The sequence below is a fragment of the Streptomyces cellostaticus genome (genome assembly GCF_001513965.1).
In the GTDB taxonomy this organism is placed as follows: Bacteria; Actinomycetota; Actinomycetes; order Streptomycetales; family Streptomycetaceae; genus Streptomyces; species Streptomyces cellostaticus.
In genome coordinates this window covers 182388-198883 of the sequence record NZ_KQ948028.1, presented here as the reverse complement: position 1 = coordinate 198883, position 16496 = coordinate 182388, and the positions used below count along the sequence as shown (strand labels likewise).

The window sequence follows — 16496 nt, the reverse complement described above, 5'->3', positions numbered from 1 at the left end:
CATGCCCAGCAGCACAGTCGAGACGCCTCCCCAGCAGGAGAACGCCTCCCTCTCCCACGGTCTCAAGCAGCGCCACCTGTCGATGATCGCCCTCGGCGGTGTGATCGGCGCGGGCCTGTTCGTCGGCTCCGGCGCGGGTATCGCCGCGGCGGGTCCGTCCATCGTGATCGCCTACACCCTCTCCGGCCTCCTGGTGATGCTGGTGATGCGGATGCTCGGCGAGATGTCGGCCGCCTACCCCTCCTCGGGCTCCTTCTCCGCACACGCCGAGCGGGCGATGGGCCCCTGGGCGGGCTTCACGGCGGGCTGGTCCTTCTGGGTCCTGCTGTGCACGGCCGTCGGCCTGGAGGGCATCGGTGCGGCACACATCGTCACCGGCTGGCTGCCGGGCACGCCCGAGTGGGCCTGGGTGGCGCTGTTCATGGTGGTGTTCTGCGGCGCGAACCTCGCCGCCGTGAAGAACTTCGGCGAGTTCGAGTTCTGGTTCGCCGCGCTGAAGGTCGGCGCCATCTCCCTGTTCCTGGTCCTCGGCGTGCTGGCCGTCGCCGGCGTGCTGCCGGGCACGGACTCCCCGGGCGCCTCGAACCTCACCGGTCAGGGAGGCTTCCTCCCCAACGGCAGCGAGGGCCTGCTCATCGGCCTGCTGGCCTCGGTCTTCGCCTACGGCGGCCTGGAGACGGTGACCATCGCGGCGGCGGAGTCGGAGAACCCGGTGCGGGGCGTGGCGAGCGCCGTGCGCACCGCGATGTGGCGGATCGCCCTGTTCTACATCGGCTCGATGGCGGTCATCGTGACGCTGGTCCCGTGGGACGCCAGGTCGGTCGTGACGGACGGCCCCTACGTCGCCGCCCTGAAGCAGATCGGCATTCCCGGCGCCGACCAGCTGATGAAGGTGGTCATCCTGGTCGCCCTGCTCTCCGCGATGAACGCCAACATCTACGGCTCCTCGCGCATCGCCTACTCGCTGGTGCAGCGCGGCCAGGGCCCGAAGGCCCTGGCGAAGGTGTCCGGCGGGGTCCCGCGCGTCGCCGTCCTCACCTCCTGCGTGTTCGGATTCGTCTGCGTGCTGCTCAGCTACTGGCGGCCGAACGACGTCTTCCCGTGGCTGCTGAACATGATCGGCGCGGTGATCCTGGTCGTCTGGATCTTCATCGCGGTCTCCCAGCTGCTGCTGCGCCGCCGCGTGGAGCGGGAGACGCCCGAGAAGCTGGTCGTGCGGATGTGGGCGTTCCCGTTCCTCACCTGGGTCGCCCTGGCCGGCATGGTGGCGATCTTCGTGCTCATGGCCAGGGAGCCCGGCACCCGTGTCCAGCTCTACTCGACCGGCGCAATGACGCTGGTCCTCGCGGCCGTGGGCTACGCCTGGCAGCGGGTACGCGCCAGGTCCTGACCCTCGCCCCTCCCTCCCGAAAGACCCCCGCGGTGCGCCGCGGGGGTCTTTTTGTTGCTAGCATGTAGTTGCAAGCTCTTTGCAATAAGCTCCGGAGGGGACCCACCCATGCCCGTCTACACGCTGCCCGACCTGCCCTACGACTACTCCGCGCTCGCCCCCGTGATCAGCCCCGAGATCATCGAGCTGCACCACGACAAGCACCACGCGGCCTATGTGAAGGGCGCCAACGACACCCTGGAGCAGCTCGCCGAGGCACGCGACACGGAGCAGTGGGGCTCGGTCAACGGCCTGGAGAAGAACCTGGCCTTCCACCTCTCCGGGCACATCCTGCACAGCATCTACTGGCAGAACATGACCGGCCCGAAGGACGGCGGCGGCGAACCGCTGGCGCAGGACGGCGTGGGCGAGCTGGCGGAGGCGGTCAAGGAGTCCTTCGGCTCCTTCGCCGCCTTCAAGACGCAGCTGTCCAAGGCGGCGGCCACCACCCAGGGTTCGGGCTGGGGCGTGCTGGCGTACGAGCCGCTGAGCGGGCGGCTGATCGTGGAGCAGATCTACGACCACCAGGGCAACGTGGGCCAGGGCGCGACCCCCCTCCTTGTCTTCGACGCCTGGGAGCACGCCTTCTACCTCCAGTACCGCAACCAGAAGGTGGACTTCATCGAGGCGATGTGGCAGGTCGTCAACTGGCAGGACGTGGCGCGGCGTCACGAAGCTGCCACGTCCCGCACGAATGCCTTGCTGCTCGCCCCCTGAGTCGTCCTGCCTCGTGATCGTCTTCTCAACCTTCACGCGGGCAGGCGGATGAACGGAAGACCCTCGTGAGGACGTGACTCACGGGGGTCTTCCCACGTGACGCGCGGGGGTTTTCCCCTCCCCCGGGTCCACCGATCGGTCGACGGGAAGTTCCACCGGGCACCCGTGTCCCGCAACCGCCCTGCTCAGCAAGGCTTTCGGGCATGACATCACCTACCGTGCGCATCGCGCGTCTGAGCGCCAGGCACCCCTGGCGGGCGCTGGTCGGCTGGCTGCTGTTCGTGGCGCTGTGCCTCGCCGTGGGCAGTGCCGTCGGCACCCACAAGGCCACGACCGCCGACTACCGGGTCGGCGAGGCGGGCCGGGCCGAGGCACTGGCCGCCGACGGTCATCTGGAGCGCAGGCCCACCGAACAGATCCTGGTCTCCGCCCGGTCGGGAGCCCTGGACGCCAAGGCCGCCGCCACAGCCGTACAAGACCTCACCACTCGGATGAAACGGCTGCCCGAGGTAGCCCAGGTGGCCGCCCCGGTCCGCTCGGCGGACGGGCGCGTCCTGCTGGTGGAGGTGGCGATCAAGGGCGAGGAGCTGGACGCCGATGACAAGGTCGGCGCGCTCGTCGCACAGACCGAGGCGGTACAGCGCCGGCATCCTGCGCTGCTCGTGCAGGAGACCGGATCCCCCTCCACCAGCAAGGGAGTCGACCGGCAACGCGATGACGACCTGGCCCTGTCCGAGAAGATCACCCTGCCGGTCACCCTGGTCACCCTGCTGATCGCCTTCGGCTCGCTCACCATGGCCGCCGTACCGCTGCTGCTGGCGCTGTCCTCGATCGCCGCCGCCGTCGGGCTGGCGATGGTCGCCTCTCACCTCAGCCCGGACGTGGGCGTCGGCACCAATGTGATCCTCATGATGGGCCTCGCGGTCGGCGTCGACTACACGCTCTTCCACCTCAAGCGGGAGCGCGAAGAGCGGGCCCGCAGCGGCGGCCGCCTGAGCAGCGAGGCGCTGGTCGAGCTGGCAGCGGCCACCTCCGGGCGGGCGGTCGTGGTATCCGGGCTCGCGGTCGTCGCCTCCACGGCCACCCTGTACCTGGCCTCGGACGTCATCTTCTCCTCGCTCGCCACCGGCACGGTCCTGGTCGTCCTGACCGCGGTGGTCAGCTCTCTGACCGCACTGCCCGCGCTGCTGACCCTGCTGGGGCGGCGAACCGAACGCAGGGCACTGCGCCGGGCCCGGCGCGGCCGGCCGGCCCGCCGGATCCGGGACGGGAAAAGCGGCCGGTTCTGGCCGGCGCTGCTGCGGCCCGCGACCCGGCGCCCGGCGGCCACGCTGGTCCTCTCGCTGCTCGCCCTGCTCGGGCTCGCCCTGCCGCTGTCCGGGCTGAAGATCACGGAGATGAGCCGGGACACCCACTCCCGCGCGATCCCCGCGATGCGCGTGTACGACCGCCTCAACGCGGAGTTCCCCGAGCGGCGGGTCACCCACCAGATCGTCGTACGGGCCGCGGCCTCGCGCTCCGCCGAGGTCACCGGGGAACTGCGCGCACTGGCCCGCCGGGCCGCCGCCGACCCGCTGTTCACCGGTGCCGCCCGCATCCGCACCGCCGCCGACCACCGGACCAGCACCCTGGAACTGCGGGTGCCGTACCTGGGCAACTCCCCGCAGGCGCACGCCTCCCTGGACCATCTGCGGCACGACTACCTGCCCGCCACCGTCGGCAAGATCACCGGAGCGCAGTACGGCGTGAGCGGCGACGTGGCCCGCTACACCGACTATCCGGCCCATCAGGACGGCAAGCTGCCCCTGGTCCTCGGCGCATTGCTGCTGGTGACGTTCCTGATGACGCTGTACGCGTTCCGCTCGGTGGTGCTCGGCGTGCTCGGTGTCGCCTTGAACCTGCTGTCGGCGGCGGCCGCGCTCGGCCTGCTCGTGCTGGTCTTCCAGCACACCTGGGCCGAGGGGCTGCTGGACTTCCGCTCCACGGGGTCGATCGGCGCGCGCGTGCCGCTGTTCCTCTTCGTGATCCTCTTCGGTCTGTCGATGGACTACCAGGTGTTCGTGGTCAGCCGGATCCGGGAGGCGGTGCTCGCCGGCACGCCCACCCGGCAGGCCGTCGTCGAGGGCATCCGGCGCTCGGCGGGCGTGGTGACCAGCGCGGCCGTGGTCATGACGACCGTCTTCGTCAGCTTCGTCTTCCTGCACATCATCGAGATGAAGCAGATCGGTTTCGTGCTCGCCGCGGCCGTCCTGCTGGACGCCTTCGTGGTGCGCGTGCTGATCCTGCCGGCGGCCCTGCTGCTGCTCGGCGAGCGCGCCTGGTGGCCGGTACGGCCAGCGCGGACCGCCGTCCCCGGCCCGAACCCCACGCCGGTCGACGTAGGTTGACGGGTATGACCACGTCCGACGCCCTGTGGGCGACCTCGCTGCGCCGCTGGAACGCCGTGTGCTGGGTCCTGTTCGCCGCGATGGCGGTCGGGATCACCGCGCTGAGCGACGGCGCCGGCCGATACGCGGCGCTGGCTCTGCTGGGCAGCGTGGCCGGGTGCTTCGCCATGCTGGTCCGCTTCCCCGCACATCCCGTCGTACGGCCGCACGGGTACCTCGCGGTGCTGGTGCTGGCCCTCGCCGGTCTCGCCTACCTGGGGACCAGTTACGCGGCCCTGTTCATGGTCACGCTGCCGCACTACTGGATGTTCGGCCGCACCCGGAGGATCTCCCTCGCCTTCCTGGGGTTCGCCACCGCGGGAACGCTGCTGGGGAGCTGGCTGCGGCAGGGCTGGTCCGGCAAGTTCTTCGGCGAGTCGGTCGTGGGCACGCTGATCGTGGTCGCGGTGGGTGTGCTGATCGGGCTGTGGGTCCGCGCGGTGGTCGAGCAGAGCAGCGAACGCGCGCGGCTGATCGTGGAGTTGGAGCGCACGCAGGCGGAGCTGGCCGAGGCGCATCTGCGGCAGGGCGCGGCGGAGGAGCGGGAGCGGATGGCACGGGAGATCCACGACACGCTCGCGCAGGGCTTCGCATCGATCGTCGTACTGGCGGAGGCGGCCCGGGCCGGACTCGCCACCGATCCCGGACGCACCGCCCGGCAGCTGGTGTCGATCGAGTCGACCGCCCGGGAGAACCTGGCGGAGGCCAGGGAGCTGGTCGGCTCGGGCCGGCGGCCGGGCGGCGCGCATTCCGGCTCGGTGGCGCAGACCCTGCGACGGATCCTGGACCGGTTCGCCGAGGACACCGGGCTGAGCGTGACCGCCGAACTGGCCGACCTGGACTGCGACCAGCAGACCCGGATCGCACTGCTGCGCTGCACCCAGGAGTCCCTGGCCAACGTGCGCAAGCACGCCCGCGCCTCCACGGTCGGCGTGGTGCTGGCCCGGTGGCCGTACGGCGTCGAGCTGGAGGTGACCGACGACGGCGTCGGGTTCGTGGTGGGGGCCTCGACGGGCTTCGGTCTGGACGGGATGCGCAAGCGGCTCGCCGAGCTGGGCGGACGGCTGACGGTGACCAGTTCGGTCGGGGACGGGACGCGGATCCTGGCGGTGATTCCGGCATGAGCGGCGCAGTGCTGCGGGTCGTCGTGGTCGACGACCACACCGTGATGCGCGCCGGGGTGATCGCCCTCCTCGACGGCGAGGCGGACATCGAGGTCGTCGGCGAGGCGGGCGACGGCCGCGCCGCCCTCGACCTCGTCGCCCGCCACGACCCGGACGTGGCCCTGGTCGACCTGCGTATGCCGGTGCTGGACGGGGTCGCGACGACCACCGGGATCGTCGCCGGTCACCCGCGCACCCGCGTGCTGATCCTCACCACCTACGACACCGACGCCGACATCGAGCGCGGGGTCGAGGCCGGTGCCATCGGCTACCTGCTCAAGGACACCACTCGAGAGCAACTGGCCGACGCGATCCGCTCGGCAGCCCGCGGCGAGACCGTGCTCGCACCCCGGGTGGCGGAGAAACTGGTCGCCCGCATGCGCCGCCCGGTCCACGACCCGCTCACCGCCCGCGAGACCGACGTCCTGACCGCGGTGGCCGACGGCCTCACCAACGCCGAGATCGGCCGCCGCCTCGTCATCTCCGAGGCCACCGTCAAGACACATCTGCTGCGCCTGTTCGCCAAGCTGGACGTCAACGACCGGACGCGGGCGGTGGTGGTGGCGATGGAGCGGGGGTTGCTGCCCAGGCCGTGACAGGCACGTTGAGCGACAGCAACGCCGTGTGTTCTCCGTCGATGCGGATCTCACTCACCGCCGTGTTGCGCAACTGCGGGAAGACACGGCGGAATTCACCCAGGGGAATGTGCAGGAGTGCGCACAGCACCAACCGCAGCAAAGTGTTGTGGGCGACGACGAGGACGCGTTCACCGGGGTGGGCGGCGGCGATCCGGCGCAGGGCGGCGGTGCCTCGTTCGGCCGCTGACCTGGGGTCCTCGGCGTCGGGAAAGGGGTGGGCCACCGGATCGGCCCGAAAGGCCTGCGCCGCCTTCGGGTCCTCGGCCGCGAACTCCGCGAGCGTACGGCCCTCCACCACGCCGAAGTCGCATTCCCGCAGGTCGGGGTCGCGGTGCGGGGTGAGCCCGAGGGCACGGCAGGCGGGCTCGGCGGTGGCGATCGCCCGGGACAGCGGCGAGGTCCACACGGCATCCACGGGATGGACGGCAACCCACCGTCCCAACGCCTCGGCCTGGGCAAGCCCGGTGTCGGTGAGGGCGACGTCGCTCACCCCGGCGTACCGGTTCTCGGCGTGCCAGACGGTCTGGCCGTGGCGGGCGAGGAGGAGGGTGGTCGGGCTCATGGTGAGCAGTATCCCCGGGTCGGGGTCTGCCGGGCCGGGGCACGGTGTTGCGACGCGAGGTCGCCTGCCCCTCGTACACACCGGGCGCCGGTCCGCCCGCTCGTGCGCCAGGGAGACGGGGTTTCTCCTGCCCTGCCCGGCGCACGCATATATACGCAGAAGTCTGATGACTTCCTCTCACGACAGGAGACCGGCATGATCTCGCGCACACCCAAGCCCCGTGGCCCGATGCGCACAGCGGGCGTTCTCGCGGCCTCAGCAGCCCTGACGGCTGCCTCGTTCGCCTTCCCCGCCGTCTCGGCCCACGCGGCCGTGGGCGACCTGAACTGTACGGCCGAGGGCGCGCTGGCCTTCGTTCCGCCGCTCACCAGCAACGCCGGCGTGAAGGTGAACGCCTCGGCAGAGCTCAGCAAGTGCGCCTCGGCCAACGGCTCCAGGATCACCTCTGGCACGGCCGGCGCGACGGGCTCCGCGACAGCCGGTTCCGGCGCACCGTGCGCGTTGCTGTTCACGGCCTCGGGCACCGGAACCTACAACTGGAACACCGGCGAGAAGAGCCGGTTCTCCTTCACCGTGAACACCGACCCGACCAAGGGCACGGTCACCCTCAGTGCCAAGGTCACCAGCGGTCCGTTCAAGGGCGACATGTCCACCTTCGCGGGTGCGGCGACCCCCAACGCCGACTGCGCCGGCAAGGGGCTCTCGAAGCTGACGGTGCGCGGCACGGACCTCTTCGCCTGAGCCCGAGCGCCCAGCGCCCAGCGCCCAGCGCCCAGCGCAGTGAAGCGCGGGCCGCCTATCCCCGCTCCAGCCGCTCCCGCGCATGCGCCGCCACCGCCCCCGGCAGCCACCCCCGTGACTCCAGCTCCCCCACCAGCCGGGCGTACGGCTCCGCAAAACGTGTCGTGTGATCCGGGCGGGGATCCACGGTCGCAGCAACCCTGACCATGCCCTCCGCCGCCTCCGCGAGAGTCGGCGCCGCGCCCGTGCCGTATGCCGCCAGCGCGGCCATGCCCAGGGCCGGTTCCGTCTCGCGCGGCACCCTGGCCGGGCGGCCGAGGACGTCCGCGCGGAGCTGGTTCCAGTACGCACTGCGGGCCGCGCCACCAGTGAAAGTGAGCGGGCCGTCCAGGGGGGCGCCCAGGTGGTGCAGGTAGTCCAGGCAGAGGCGTTCCGCGAAGGCCACCCCCTGGAGCAGGGCCGCCCACAGGTCGGCGTCCGAGGCCGGGTCGCCGAGGAGGAGGGCGGCGGCCTGGGGGGCGTGGAACGGGAAGCGTTCGCCCGGTGAGACGAGGGGGTAGGCGATCGCGTTCGACGGTTCGAAGGCGGTGGCCCGGGCGTCGAGCGCGGCCGGGTCGGCGCCCGGAAAGCGGGCGGTGAGGACCCCGGCGCCGACGCTGGACGCCCCGCCCGGCAGCCAAGTTCCTTCCGGCGCACGGTGGTTGTAGACCACCCCGGTCGGGTCGCGGACCGGCTCGGCGGCGGCTCCCTTCAGGACGAGCGTCGTACCGAGCACCGAGTTCCATGCGCCCTCCCGCAGCGCGCCGGAGGCGATCTGCGCCGCGCAGCCGTCCGTCATGCCCGCGATGACGGGCGTGCCGGCCGGGACGCCGGTGGCCTCGGCGGCCGCCGGGCAGACCTCGCCGAGCCGGGTGCCGGGGCGTACGACGTCCGGGAGGGTGCCCTCGGGGAGCCCGGTGAGGTCCGGCCAGCGGTCGCGCTCCACGTCGTACGCCGTCTTCAGGGCGTGGCTGGAGTCGGCGGGGACCGGCTCGCCGACGAGGTGCGCGTTGATCAGGTCGGGCTGGTGCGCCACCCGGCCGGGGCCGAACCGGTCGACGAGCCACCGCACCTTCGGCAGCGCCCAGGTGTCCTGCACCGCGAGCCCCGCCGACCGCAGCCGTCCCGCCTCGGCCGCCGCCCGCCGGTCGTCGTACATCAGCGCGGGCCCCAGCGGGCGACCGGCACCGTCCGTGAGCAGCACGGTCCCCGAGGTGCCGCACACCGCGAGGCCACCCACCCGCACCCGCACCCCGCCGAGCGCGCCCCGGCAGGCCGTGCACACCGCCTCCCACCACTCCCCCGGATCCTGCTCGTGCCGCACCCCCTCCCGCCGCCCGCGCCGCAGGGGTGCCGCACCGCTGCCGAGGACGCTGCCGTCGGCCGTCACGAGCAGGGCACGCACCCCTTGCGTGCCCAGATCGATCCCGAGCCACGCCGACTCCATCCAGACCTCCCGTACATCGCGATCGGATGTGAAGTTCCCACGCTCTTCTGAGATTTCCCCCTGATTTCCCCGTGCACAAGGGATTGACGGCCTTCCTTCGCCGTTACACCCTCTGTTGTCGAGTCGACTCGCGCTGTTAACCCCGCCCGGCCCCACCGCCCCACCGACGGAGGTCACGGATGGACAGGCACCTGTACGACCGCCGGCGCTTCCTCGCCCTCACCGGAGCCCTCACCGCAGCCACCGCCGCGGCCCCGCTGCTGTCCGCCTGCGACACCGGCTTCGGCGACGGCAACCCCGGCGGCCCCGAGCGGGGCGGTTCGGCCGCGAACGACGTCACCGGCTCCTTCGACTGGAAACGGGAGAAGGGCAAGACCGTCAAGGCGCTGCTCAACAAGCACCCGTACACGGACGCCCTGATCGCCGACCTGAAGTCCTTCACCGAGAAGACCGGCATCAAGGTCGAGTACGACGTCTTCCCCGAGGACAACTACTTCGACAAGCTCACCGTCGACCTCTCCAGCGGGCGCACCTCCTACGACGTCTTCATGCTCGGCGCCTACATGGTGTGGCAGTACGGGCCGCCGGGATGGCTGGAGGATCTCGGCCCCTGGATGCGCAACTCCTCCGCCACCGGCGCAGAGTGGGACCAGGCCGACTTCTTCCCCAACCTCCTCCAGGCCGACCAGTGGTCGCTGACGGCGGGCGAACCGCTCGGCCAGGGCGGGCAGTACGCACTGCCGTGGGGCTGGGAGACCAACGTGGTCGCCTACAACACCGAGGTGTTCGGCAGACTGGGGCTGAAGCCGGCCGAGTCCTTCGACGAGCTGCGCGAGCTGGCGGGCGCGATCAAGAAGAAGGCTCCCGGCGCCGGGTTCGACGGGATGTACGGGATCGCCGTGCGGGGGTCGAGGAGCTGGGCCACCATCCACCCCGGGTTCATGACCATGTACGCCCGCAACGGGCTGCATGACTTCACCGTCGAGAACGGGAAGCTCACCCCCGCCATGAACAGCCCGAAGGCCGTCGCCTTCACCGAGGACTGGGCCGGCATGGTCAGGCAGGGCGGTCCGCCGTCCTGGACGTCGTACACCTGGTACCAGTGCTCCGGCGACCTCGGCGCGAAGAAGGCCGGGATGCTGTTCGACGCGGACACGGCCGCCTATTTCCAGGCGGTGAAGGGGGCGAGCCCGGCCTCCGGGAAGATCGCCTTCCATCCCGGGCCCAAGGGGCCGGACGGGTCCCTCGCCACCAACATGTGGATCTGGTCGCTCGGCATGAGCGCCAGGAGCAAGCACAAGAGCGCCAGTTGGCTGTTCCTTCAGTGGGCGACCGGCAAGGAGCACCTCCGCAAGGCCGCCCTCACCGGGAACCACATCGACCCCGTGCGGAAGTCGGTCGGCCAGGACGGCGCCTACAAGGACAGGATGCGGCACCTGCCGGGCTTCATCGAGACCTTCGAGACGGTCGTGGACCAGACGAAGATCCAGTTCACCCCGCAGGCCCAGTTCTTCGACGCCACCACCAGCTGGGCCGCAGCCCTCCAGGAGATCTACGGCGGCAAGAACGCGAAGTCCGTGCTGGACGGGCTGGCGAGCGACCTGAAGTCGAAGGTCGGCTGATGCGCCTGCGACTCGCCCTGCGCCCGTACCTCCTCATCGCCCCCGCGCTGCTGCTGACCTGCGGGATTCTCTACCCCTTCGGGCTCGGCCTGTACTACACCCTGTTCGACTTCTCGGCGAGCAAACCGCAGCCGGACATGGTCCGCCTGCACAACTACGAGACGGTCTTCACCGAGGACGCCTTCTGGAACTCGGCCTGGGTGACCGTGCAGTACGCGGTCGGCGCGGCCGCCGTGGAGACCGTGCTCGGGGTCGCCGTCGCCCTGCTGCTGCACCGGTCGTCCCTGGTCGGCCGGGTCCTGGAGAAGATCCTGATCCTGCCCCTGATGATCGCCCCGGTGATCGCGGCGATCATGTGGAAGCTGATGCTCCAGCCGTCGGTCGGCGTGGTCGACCACCTGCTGAAACCCTTCGGGCTCGGCGGGGTCCAGTGGACGGACACCCCGACCGGGGCCCTGTTGTCGTCGATCGCCGTGGACGTCTGGGTCTACACCCCGTTCGTGGCGATACTGGCGCTGGCCGGTCTGCGGTCGCTGCCCACCTCCCCCTTCGAGGCGGCGGCCGTGGACGGCGCCGGCTGGTGGTACACCTTCCGGCGGCTCACCCTGCCGATGCTGTGGCCGTACGTCCTGGTCGCGGTGATCTTCCGGTTCATGGACTCGCTGAAGGTCTTCGACATCATCTACGCGCTGACGGAGGGCGGCCCGGGCGACTCCACGGTCGCCCTCCAGATCCGGGCCTACCTGGAGGCGATCCGGTTCCAGCGGTACTCCTTCGGGATCAGCTACACGATCGTGCTGTGGGCCGTGGTGTATCTGGCCGCGATGGTGCTCGTCCGGCATCTGGGGCGGAGCCAGCGGAAGGCGGCCGAGGTCAAGTGACGCACAAAAAGCGCCTGTTGGGGTGGCTGGCGGATGCCGCGCTGGTCCTCTACTTCCTCTTCGCGCTCTTCCCGATCGCCTGGATGGTGATCCTCTCCCTCAAGCCCGCCGACCAGCTCTTCTCCACCTACTTCTCCTTCACCCCGACCCTGGGCTCCTACCGGACCGTGCTGGGCGACAGCGAGGGCATCCCCTTCGTGCGGTTCTTCGTCAACAGCCTGGTGGTGTCGGTGGGCGCGGTCGCGCTGTCGCTGGTGGTCGGACTGCCGGCGGCGTACGCCTCGGCGCGCTGGCGGTTCAAGGGCTCGGAGAACCTGATGTTCACGCTGCTGTCGTTCCGGTTCGCGCCCGAACTCACCGTGATCATCCCGCTGTTCGTGCTGTACCAGAAACTGGGGCTGTTCGACACGTACGTCGGCATGGTGTGGGTGCTGCAACTGGTCACGCTGCCGCTGGTGGTGTGGATCATGAGGTCGTACTTCGCCGATCTCACCCCCGAGCTGGAGCAGGCGGCGCTGCTCGACGGCTACTCGCGCAAGCAGGCGTTCTTCAAGGTGGCCCTGCCGCTGGTGAAGCCGGGCATCGCGGCCGTGTCCCTGCTGGCGTTCATCTTCGCCTGGAACAACTTCGTCTTCCCGCTCATCCTCACCTCCAGCTCGGCGCAGACCGTGACCGTGGGCGCGCTGTCCTTCCTCGGCGGCGACCGGCCCAGGTACAACCTGACGGCCGCGGCCGCGCTGGTCTCCGTCGTACCGCCGCTGCTGCTGGCGCTCACCATCCAGCGGTATCTGGTGCGGGGGCTGTCGTTCGGGGCGGTGAAGTCATGAGCGTCGCGCTGCGGGACGTGCACAAGAGGTACGGGAGGACGAAAGCCCTCGACGGGATCGAACTCCGGGTGGAGGAGGGCGAGTTCTTCTGTCTGCTCGGGCCGTCCGGGGCGGGCAAGACCACGACGTTGAAGACCGTCGCCGGTCTGGAGCGGCCCGACCGCGGGAGCGTCGAGATCGGCGGCCGGGACGTGCGGGACGTGGAGCCCTACGACCGGGGCGTGGCCATGTGCTTCGAGAGCTACGCCCTCTACCCGCACCGCTCGGTGTACGACAACCTCGCCTCCCCCCTGCGTTCCCCGAGGCACCGGCTGCCCGCCGCCGAGGCCCGCGACCGGGTCGGTGCCATCGCCGAACTGCTCGGCATCAGCGCGCTGCTGGACCGGCCGGTGGGGCAGCTGTCCAACGGGCAGCGGCAGCGGGTCGCCCTCGGCCGGGTGCTGGTCCGCCCGGCCCGCGCCTTCCTCCTCGACGAGCCCCTCTCCCACCTGGACGCCAAGCTGCGCCAGCAGATGCGGGCCGAGCTGAAGGCGATCGGGGCGGTCCGGCGCACGACCACGCTCTACGTCACCCACGACTCCGTCGAGGCACTGGCCCTCGGGGACCGGATCGGGGTCATCCGGCAGGGGCGGATCGTGCAGACCGGCACCCGGGAGGACATCTGGTACCGGCCCCACGACACCGAGGTCGCCCGCGCCTTCGGACGGCCGCGGATCAATCTGTTGCCGGGGACGGTCACCGGCGGCGGGGTCTTCCGGTCGGCGGACGGCGCCGTCGAGCTGCCGCTTGCGGTACCGGTGCCGCGCGGCACCGAGGTGCTGGTCGGCGTACGCCCCCGGGACGTGTCCCTGACCGGGGACATGACCGGGGACGGCCACCGGCTCGCCGGGAGCGTGTACGTCACCGAGGTGCTCGGCCGGTCCGTCGAGGTCACGGTGCGGATCGGCGCGCAGCAGCTGTCGCTGGTCGCGGCCCGGAGCGAGGCGGGCGGGCTGCGTGTCGACGATCCGGTCCGCCCGGCCGTCCGTCCTGAGAGCCTGCTGGTGTTCGAGGCCGACCGGCCGGAGCGCCCAGGACGACGGATAGAGCGACGATGAGCAGCACTGGTGCACAGCAGGGACCCGCGGCCCGGCAGGCCGCCATGGCCGAACTCGTCCTGGCCGAGGGCTCGGCCGGCGCGGCCGAGCTGGCCGAGCGGTTCGGGGTGAGCCTGATGACCATCCACCGGGACCTGGACGAACTCGAACGACAGGGGATCGTGCGGAAGTTCCGGGGCGGGGTGACCGCGCAGCCGTCCGGGGTGTTCGAGTCGAACGTGCAGTACCGGCTGAAGACCATGCGCCCGCACAAGGCCGCGCTCGCCTCGCAGGCCCTGCGGCGGATAGAGCCCGGCATGGCGATCCTCCTCGACGACTCCACGTCCACCCTGGAGATAGCCCGCCTGCTCCGTCTCGGCGCGATCACCCCGCTCACGGTGGTCACCAACTTCCTGGAGGCGATCAACCTCCTCGCCGACCAGCGGGGCATCCATCTGATGGCGCTCGGCGGCGACTACGACCGGCTGCACTCCTCCTTCCTCGGGGTGTCCTGCGTGGAGGCGGTCGAACAGCTGCGGGTGGACGTGTGCTTCGCCTCCACATCGGGCGTGCACGGCGGCTACGCCTACCACCAGGAGCAGCACATCGTCTCCGTGAAGCGGGCGATGCCCGACGCGGCCGCCCGCAACGTACTGCTGGTCGACCACACCAAGCTGGGCCGGGTCGCCCTGCACCGGGTGGCCCCGCTCTCCCGCTTCGACCTGCTGCTGGTGGACGACGGGGCGTCGCCGGAGGCGCTGCGCGACCTGGACGAGCACAAGGTGCGCTACGAGGTGTGCGCCACGGATCCGAGGGAGGGCGATGGCCGCGCTGGAGCTACGTGAGCTGCGCAAGACCTACCGGTCGCGGGGCCGCCCGGCGGTGGATGCGGTCCGGGGGCTCGACCTGAGCCTGGAGCCGGGCGAACTCCTCGGACTGCTCGGCCCGTCGGGCTGCGGCAAGTCCACGACGCTGCGGATGATCGCGGGTCTGGAGGCGGTGACCGGCGGAGACATCCTGGTCGGGGGCGCCTCGGTGGCCGGCCGTCCGGCGCAGCAGCGGAACATCGGGGTGGCGTTCGAGAACTACGCGCTGTATCCGCCGCTGACGGTCGCGGAGAACCTGGCGTTCGGGCTGAAGGCGCGCCCGAGAGGCCGCAGAGGGGACGTCTCCCGCAAGGTCGCCGAGATCGCCGAGCGGGTCGGGCTCACCGACGTCCTCGGCGCCCGCCCGGCCGGCCTGTCCAGCGGGCAGAAGCAGCGCGTGTCCCTGGCCCGCGCGCTGATCCGGGAACCGGACGTCCTCCTCCTCGACGAGCCGCTGTCCCACCTGGACGCGGCCCAGCGCGACACCACCCGCCGCGAACTCAAGCGTATTCAACGCGACTTGGGCCACACCACGATCCTGGTCACCCACGACCAGGAGGAGGCCCTCTCCCTCGCCGACCGCATCGCCGTGATGAAGGACGGCGTGATCCAGCAGCTCGGCACCCCCTACGAGATCTACGACAGCCCCGCCACCACCTTCGTCGCCGACTTCGTCGGGGAGCCCTCGGTCAACCTGCTGCCCGGCGTCGCGACCGCCGACGGCCACGCCCGGCTGTCCGCCGGGGTGCGGATCGCGTTGCCGGTGCCGGTGGCCGAGGGGCGTGCGGTGGTCGTCGGCATCCGCCCCGAGGACCTGAGCCTCACCGGCACAGCCGGCATCCCCGCCCGGGTCGTGGCCCATGAGCCCCTGCTGGAGTCGGGTATCGCCACCCTCGCCCTCGACGGGGTGGAGCGCCTCCTGGTCGCCCTCACCGGACCCGAGGTGCGCCTCGCGCACGACGAACACGTCCGGGTGGCGGCCGGACTCACCCATGTCTTCGACGCCGAGACGGGAGACTCCCTTCGATGACCTCCAGTGTGCGTGTGGTGGCCGCCGGCGACCACTTCGTCCTGCCGTCACTGATCGCGTCGGCTCTCAGCTACGAATGTCCATGCGATGTACGGGAGTTGACGCTCGGCTGGCCCCTGGAGCCGTTCGGTCCTGTCGCCGAGGTGAGCGAGGCCAGCGACGCCGAGGACGAGCTGATCGGCGCGCTCGCGGGCGCACAGGTCCTGGTCACCCAGATGGGCCCGGTCACCGAACGCGTCCTCGGCGCCTGCCCGGAGCTGCGGCTGGTCGTGGTCTGCCGGGGCGGACCGGTCAACGTCAACGTGGAGGCGGCGGGGCGGCACGACGTCCGCGTGTGCTTCGCGCCCGGCCGCAACGCCGCCGCCACCGCCGAGTTCACCGTCGGCCTGCTGCTCGCGGCCCTGCGCCGCATCCCCCAGGCCCACGAGCTGCTGGCCCGCCGGGGGAGCTGGGCCGGATCGGCGTACTACACGTACGAGCACAGCGGCCTGGAGCTGGAGGACCTGCCGGTCGGCCTGGTCGGCTACGGCGCGGTGGGCAGCCGGGTGGCGCGGGCGCTGTGCGCCTTCGGGGCGCGGGTGATGGTGTACGACCCCTATGTGCGCGGGGAGGTGCACGGCCTGCGCATGTCCTCACTGGACGAGCTGCTGAGCGGCTCCCGGGTGATCACCCTGCACGCCCGGCTGACCGCCGAGACGCGCGGTCTGATCGGCGCCCGCGAACTGGCCCTGCTGCCGCCCGGCGCGGTGGTGGTCAACGCGGCCCGGGGGCCGCTGCTGGACGAGGACGCGCTGTGCGACGCGCTGGAGGGCGGGCGGCTCGCGGCGGCGGCCCTGGACACCTACGCCCGCGAGCCGCTCCCGCCGGGCTCCCGGCTGCCCGGCCTGGCCGACCGTGTCGTCCTCACCCCGCACCTGGGCGGGGCCAGCCGGGCGGTGGCGGAGAAGGCCGCGCGGATCGCCGCCGCCGAGGTGGGGCGCTGGGTGCGCGGGGAGCCGCTCGCGCACTGTCTGACGTGAACCGGGAGGCGTG

15 protein-coding genes are annotated in these 16496 nt (G+C 71.4%); 13 read left to right on the top strand and 2 right to left on the bottom strand.

The features are described from left to right. The first annotated feature begins 1 nt into the window (after position 1). The 5 genes from AQI88_RS25645 to AQI88_RS25625 all read left to right on the top strand — a co-directional run bounded on the left by AQI88_RS25645 (position 2) and on the right by AQI88_RS25625 (position 6331). Positions 2 to 1390, top strand: a complete 1389-nt coding sequence (locus AQI88_RS25645) for an amino acid permease (RefSeq protein ID WP_067003518.1) — start codon at positions 2 to 4, stop codon at positions 1388 to 1390. A 108-nt stretch (positions 1391 to 1498) separates the two neighbouring features. Continuing rightward, on the top strand, positions 1499 to 2146 hold the full coding sequence (locus tag AQI88_RS25640; RefSeq protein ID WP_067003516.1) for a superoxide dismutase: 648 nt from the start codon (positions 1499 to 1501) through the stop codon (positions 2144 to 2146). 203 nt (positions 2147 to 2349) lie between these two features. Then, positions 2350 to 4533, top strand: coding sequence for an MMPL family transporter (locus AQI88_RS25635; RefSeq protein ID WP_067003514.1), 2184 nt, complete (start codon positions 2350 to 2352; stop codon positions 4531 to 4533). A 5-nt stretch (positions 4534 to 4538) separates the two neighbouring features. Beyond that, positions 4539 to 5696 carry a sensor histidine kinase gene (locus AQI88_RS25630; protein ID WP_107118656.1) on the top strand — a complete coding sequence of 386 codons (1158 nt, stop codon included), beginning with the start codon at positions 4539 to 4541 and terminating at the stop codon, positions 5694 to 5696. Beyond that, positions 5693 to 6331, top strand: a complete 639-nt coding sequence (locus AQI88_RS25625) for a response regulator (RefSeq protein WP_067003510.1) — start codon at positions 5693 to 5695, stop codon at positions 6329 to 6331. The genes AQI88_RS25630 and AQI88_RS25625 overlap by 4 nt, the downstream gene beginning before the upstream one ends. Here the strand turns inward: AQI88_RS25625 and AQI88_RS25620 are convergent. Beyond that, complete coding sequence (locus tag AQI88_RS25620; RefSeq protein WP_067003508.1) at positions 6270 to 6935, bottom strand: histidine phosphatase family protein; 666 nt, start codon at positions 6933 to 6935, stop codon at positions 6270 to 6272. The genes AQI88_RS25625 and AQI88_RS25620 overlap by 62 nt on opposite strands. 195 nt (positions 6936 to 7130) lie before the next feature. Here AQI88_RS25620 and AQI88_RS25615 point away from each other — a divergent pair, with 195 nt between their 5' ends. Further along, a complete protein-coding gene (locus AQI88_RS25615; protein WP_067003506.1) occupies positions 7131 to 7676 on the top strand; it encodes a hypothetical protein in 546 nt (181 codons plus the stop codon). 55 nt (positions 7677 to 7731) lie between these two features. On the opposite strand, the gene AQI88_RS25610 is transcribed toward AQI88_RS25615, so the two are convergent. Continuing rightward, complete coding sequence (locus AQI88_RS25610; RefSeq protein ID WP_067003504.1) at positions 7732 to 9162, bottom strand: FGGY-family carbohydrate kinase; 1431 nt, start codon at positions 9160 to 9162, stop codon at positions 7732 to 7734. 179 nt (positions 9163 to 9341) lie between these two features. On the opposite strand from AQI88_RS25610, the gene AQI88_RS25605 reads away from it, so the two are divergent. From AQI88_RS25605 to AQI88_RS25575, 7 genes are read left to right on the top strand one after another with little or no spacing between them, the layout of a single operon-like run. Then, entirely contained in the window at positions 9342 to 10784 is a 1443-nt protein-coding gene (locus AQI88_RS25605; RefSeq protein WP_067003502.1) for an ABC transporter substrate-binding protein, read from the top strand. Beyond that, entirely contained in the window at positions 10784 to 11665 is an 882-nt protein-coding gene (locus AQI88_RS25600; protein ID WP_067003500.1) for a carbohydrate ABC transporter permease, read from the top strand. The genes AQI88_RS25605 and AQI88_RS25600 overlap by 1 nt, the downstream gene beginning before the upstream one ends. Then, positions 11662 to 12492: a carbohydrate ABC transporter permease gene (locus tag AQI88_RS25595; RefSeq protein ID WP_067003498.1), complete on the top strand. Its 831-nt coding sequence runs from the start codon at positions 11662 to 11664 to the stop codon at positions 12490 to 12492. Before AQI88_RS25600 ends, AQI88_RS25595 begins: the two co-directional genes overlap by 4 nt. After that, positions 12489 to 13589, top strand: a complete 1101-nt coding sequence (locus tag AQI88_RS25590; protein ID WP_067003496.1) for an ABC transporter ATP-binding protein — start codon at positions 12489 to 12491, stop codon at positions 13587 to 13589. Before AQI88_RS25595 ends, AQI88_RS25590 begins: the two co-directional genes overlap by 4 nt. After that, on the top strand, positions 13586 to 14413 hold the full coding sequence (locus tag AQI88_RS25585) for a DeoR/GlpR family DNA-binding transcription regulator (RefSeq protein ID WP_067003494.1): 828 nt from the start codon (positions 13586 to 13588) through the stop codon (positions 14411 to 14413). The genes AQI88_RS25590 and AQI88_RS25585 overlap by 4 nt, the downstream gene beginning before the upstream one ends. After that, a complete protein-coding gene (locus AQI88_RS25580; protein ID WP_067003492.1) occupies positions 14391 to 15464 on the top strand; it encodes an ABC transporter ATP-binding protein in 1074 nt (357 codons plus the stop codon). The genes AQI88_RS25585 and AQI88_RS25580 overlap by 23 nt, the downstream gene beginning before the upstream one ends. Further along, entirely contained in the window at positions 15461 to 16483 is a 1023-nt protein-coding gene (locus tag AQI88_RS25575; RefSeq protein WP_067003490.1) for a 2-hydroxyacid dehydrogenase, read from the top strand. The genes AQI88_RS25580 and AQI88_RS25575 overlap by 4 nt, the downstream gene beginning before the upstream one ends. The last annotated feature ends 13 nt before the right edge of the window (positions 16484 to 16496 follow it).

Excerpts from the sequence above, each read along its gene's own strand:
- AQI88_RS25635 (WP_067003514.1), top strand. The coding sequence starts at position 2,350 with ATGACATCACCTACCGTGCGCATCGCGCGTCTGAGCGCCAGGCACCCC.
- AQI88_RS25590 (WP_067003496.1), top strand. The coding sequence starts at position 12,489 with ATGAGCGTCGCGCTGCGGGACGTGCACAAGAGGTACGGGAGGACGAAA.
- AQI88_RS25610 (WP_067003504.1), bottom strand. The coding sequence starts at position 9,162 with ATGGAGTCGGCGTGGCTCGGGATCGATCTGGGCACGCAAGGGGTGCGT.
- AQI88_RS25645 (WP_067003518.1), top strand. The coding sequence starts at position 2 with ATGCCCAGCAGCACAGTCGAGACGCCTCCCCAGCAGGAGAACGCCTCC.
- AQI88_RS25625 (WP_067003510.1), top strand. The coding sequence starts at position 5,693 with ATGAGCGGCGCAGTGCTGCGGGTCGTCGTGGTCGACGACCACACCGTG.
- AQI88_RS25575 (WP_067003490.1), top strand. The coding sequence starts at position 15,461 with ATGACCTCCAGTGTGCGTGTGGTGGCCGCCGGCGACCACTTCGTCCTG.
- AQI88_RS25630 (WP_107118656.1), top strand. The coding sequence starts at position 4,539 with ATGACCACGTCCGACGCCCTGTGGGCGACCTCGCTGCGCCGCTGGAAC.
- AQI88_RS25600 (WP_067003500.1), top strand. The coding sequence starts at position 10,784 with ATGCGCCTGCGACTCGCCCTGCGCCCGTACCTCCTCATCGCCCCCGCG.
- AQI88_RS25620 (WP_067003508.1), bottom strand. The coding sequence starts at position 6,935 with ATGAGCCCGACCACCCTCCTCCTCGCCCGCCACGGCCAGACCGTCTGG.
- AQI88_RS25605 (WP_067003502.1), top strand. The coding sequence starts at position 9,342 with ATGGACAGGCACCTGTACGACCGCCGGCGCTTCCTCGCCCTCACCGGA.
- AQI88_RS25640 (WP_067003516.1), top strand. The coding sequence starts at position 1,499 with ATGCCCGTCTACACGCTGCCCGACCTGCCCTACGACTACTCCGCGCTC.
- AQI88_RS25615 (WP_067003506.1), top strand. The coding sequence starts at position 7,131 with ATGATCTCGCGCACACCCAAGCCCCGTGGCCCGATGCGCACAGCGGGC.
- AQI88_RS25585 (WP_067003494.1), top strand. The coding sequence starts at position 13,586 with ATGAGCAGCACTGGTGCACAGCAGGGACCCGCGGCCCGGCAGGCCGCC.
- AQI88_RS25580 (WP_067003492.1), top strand. The coding sequence starts at position 14,391 with ATGGCCGCGCTGGAGCTACGTGAGCTGCGCAAGACCTACCGGTCGCGG.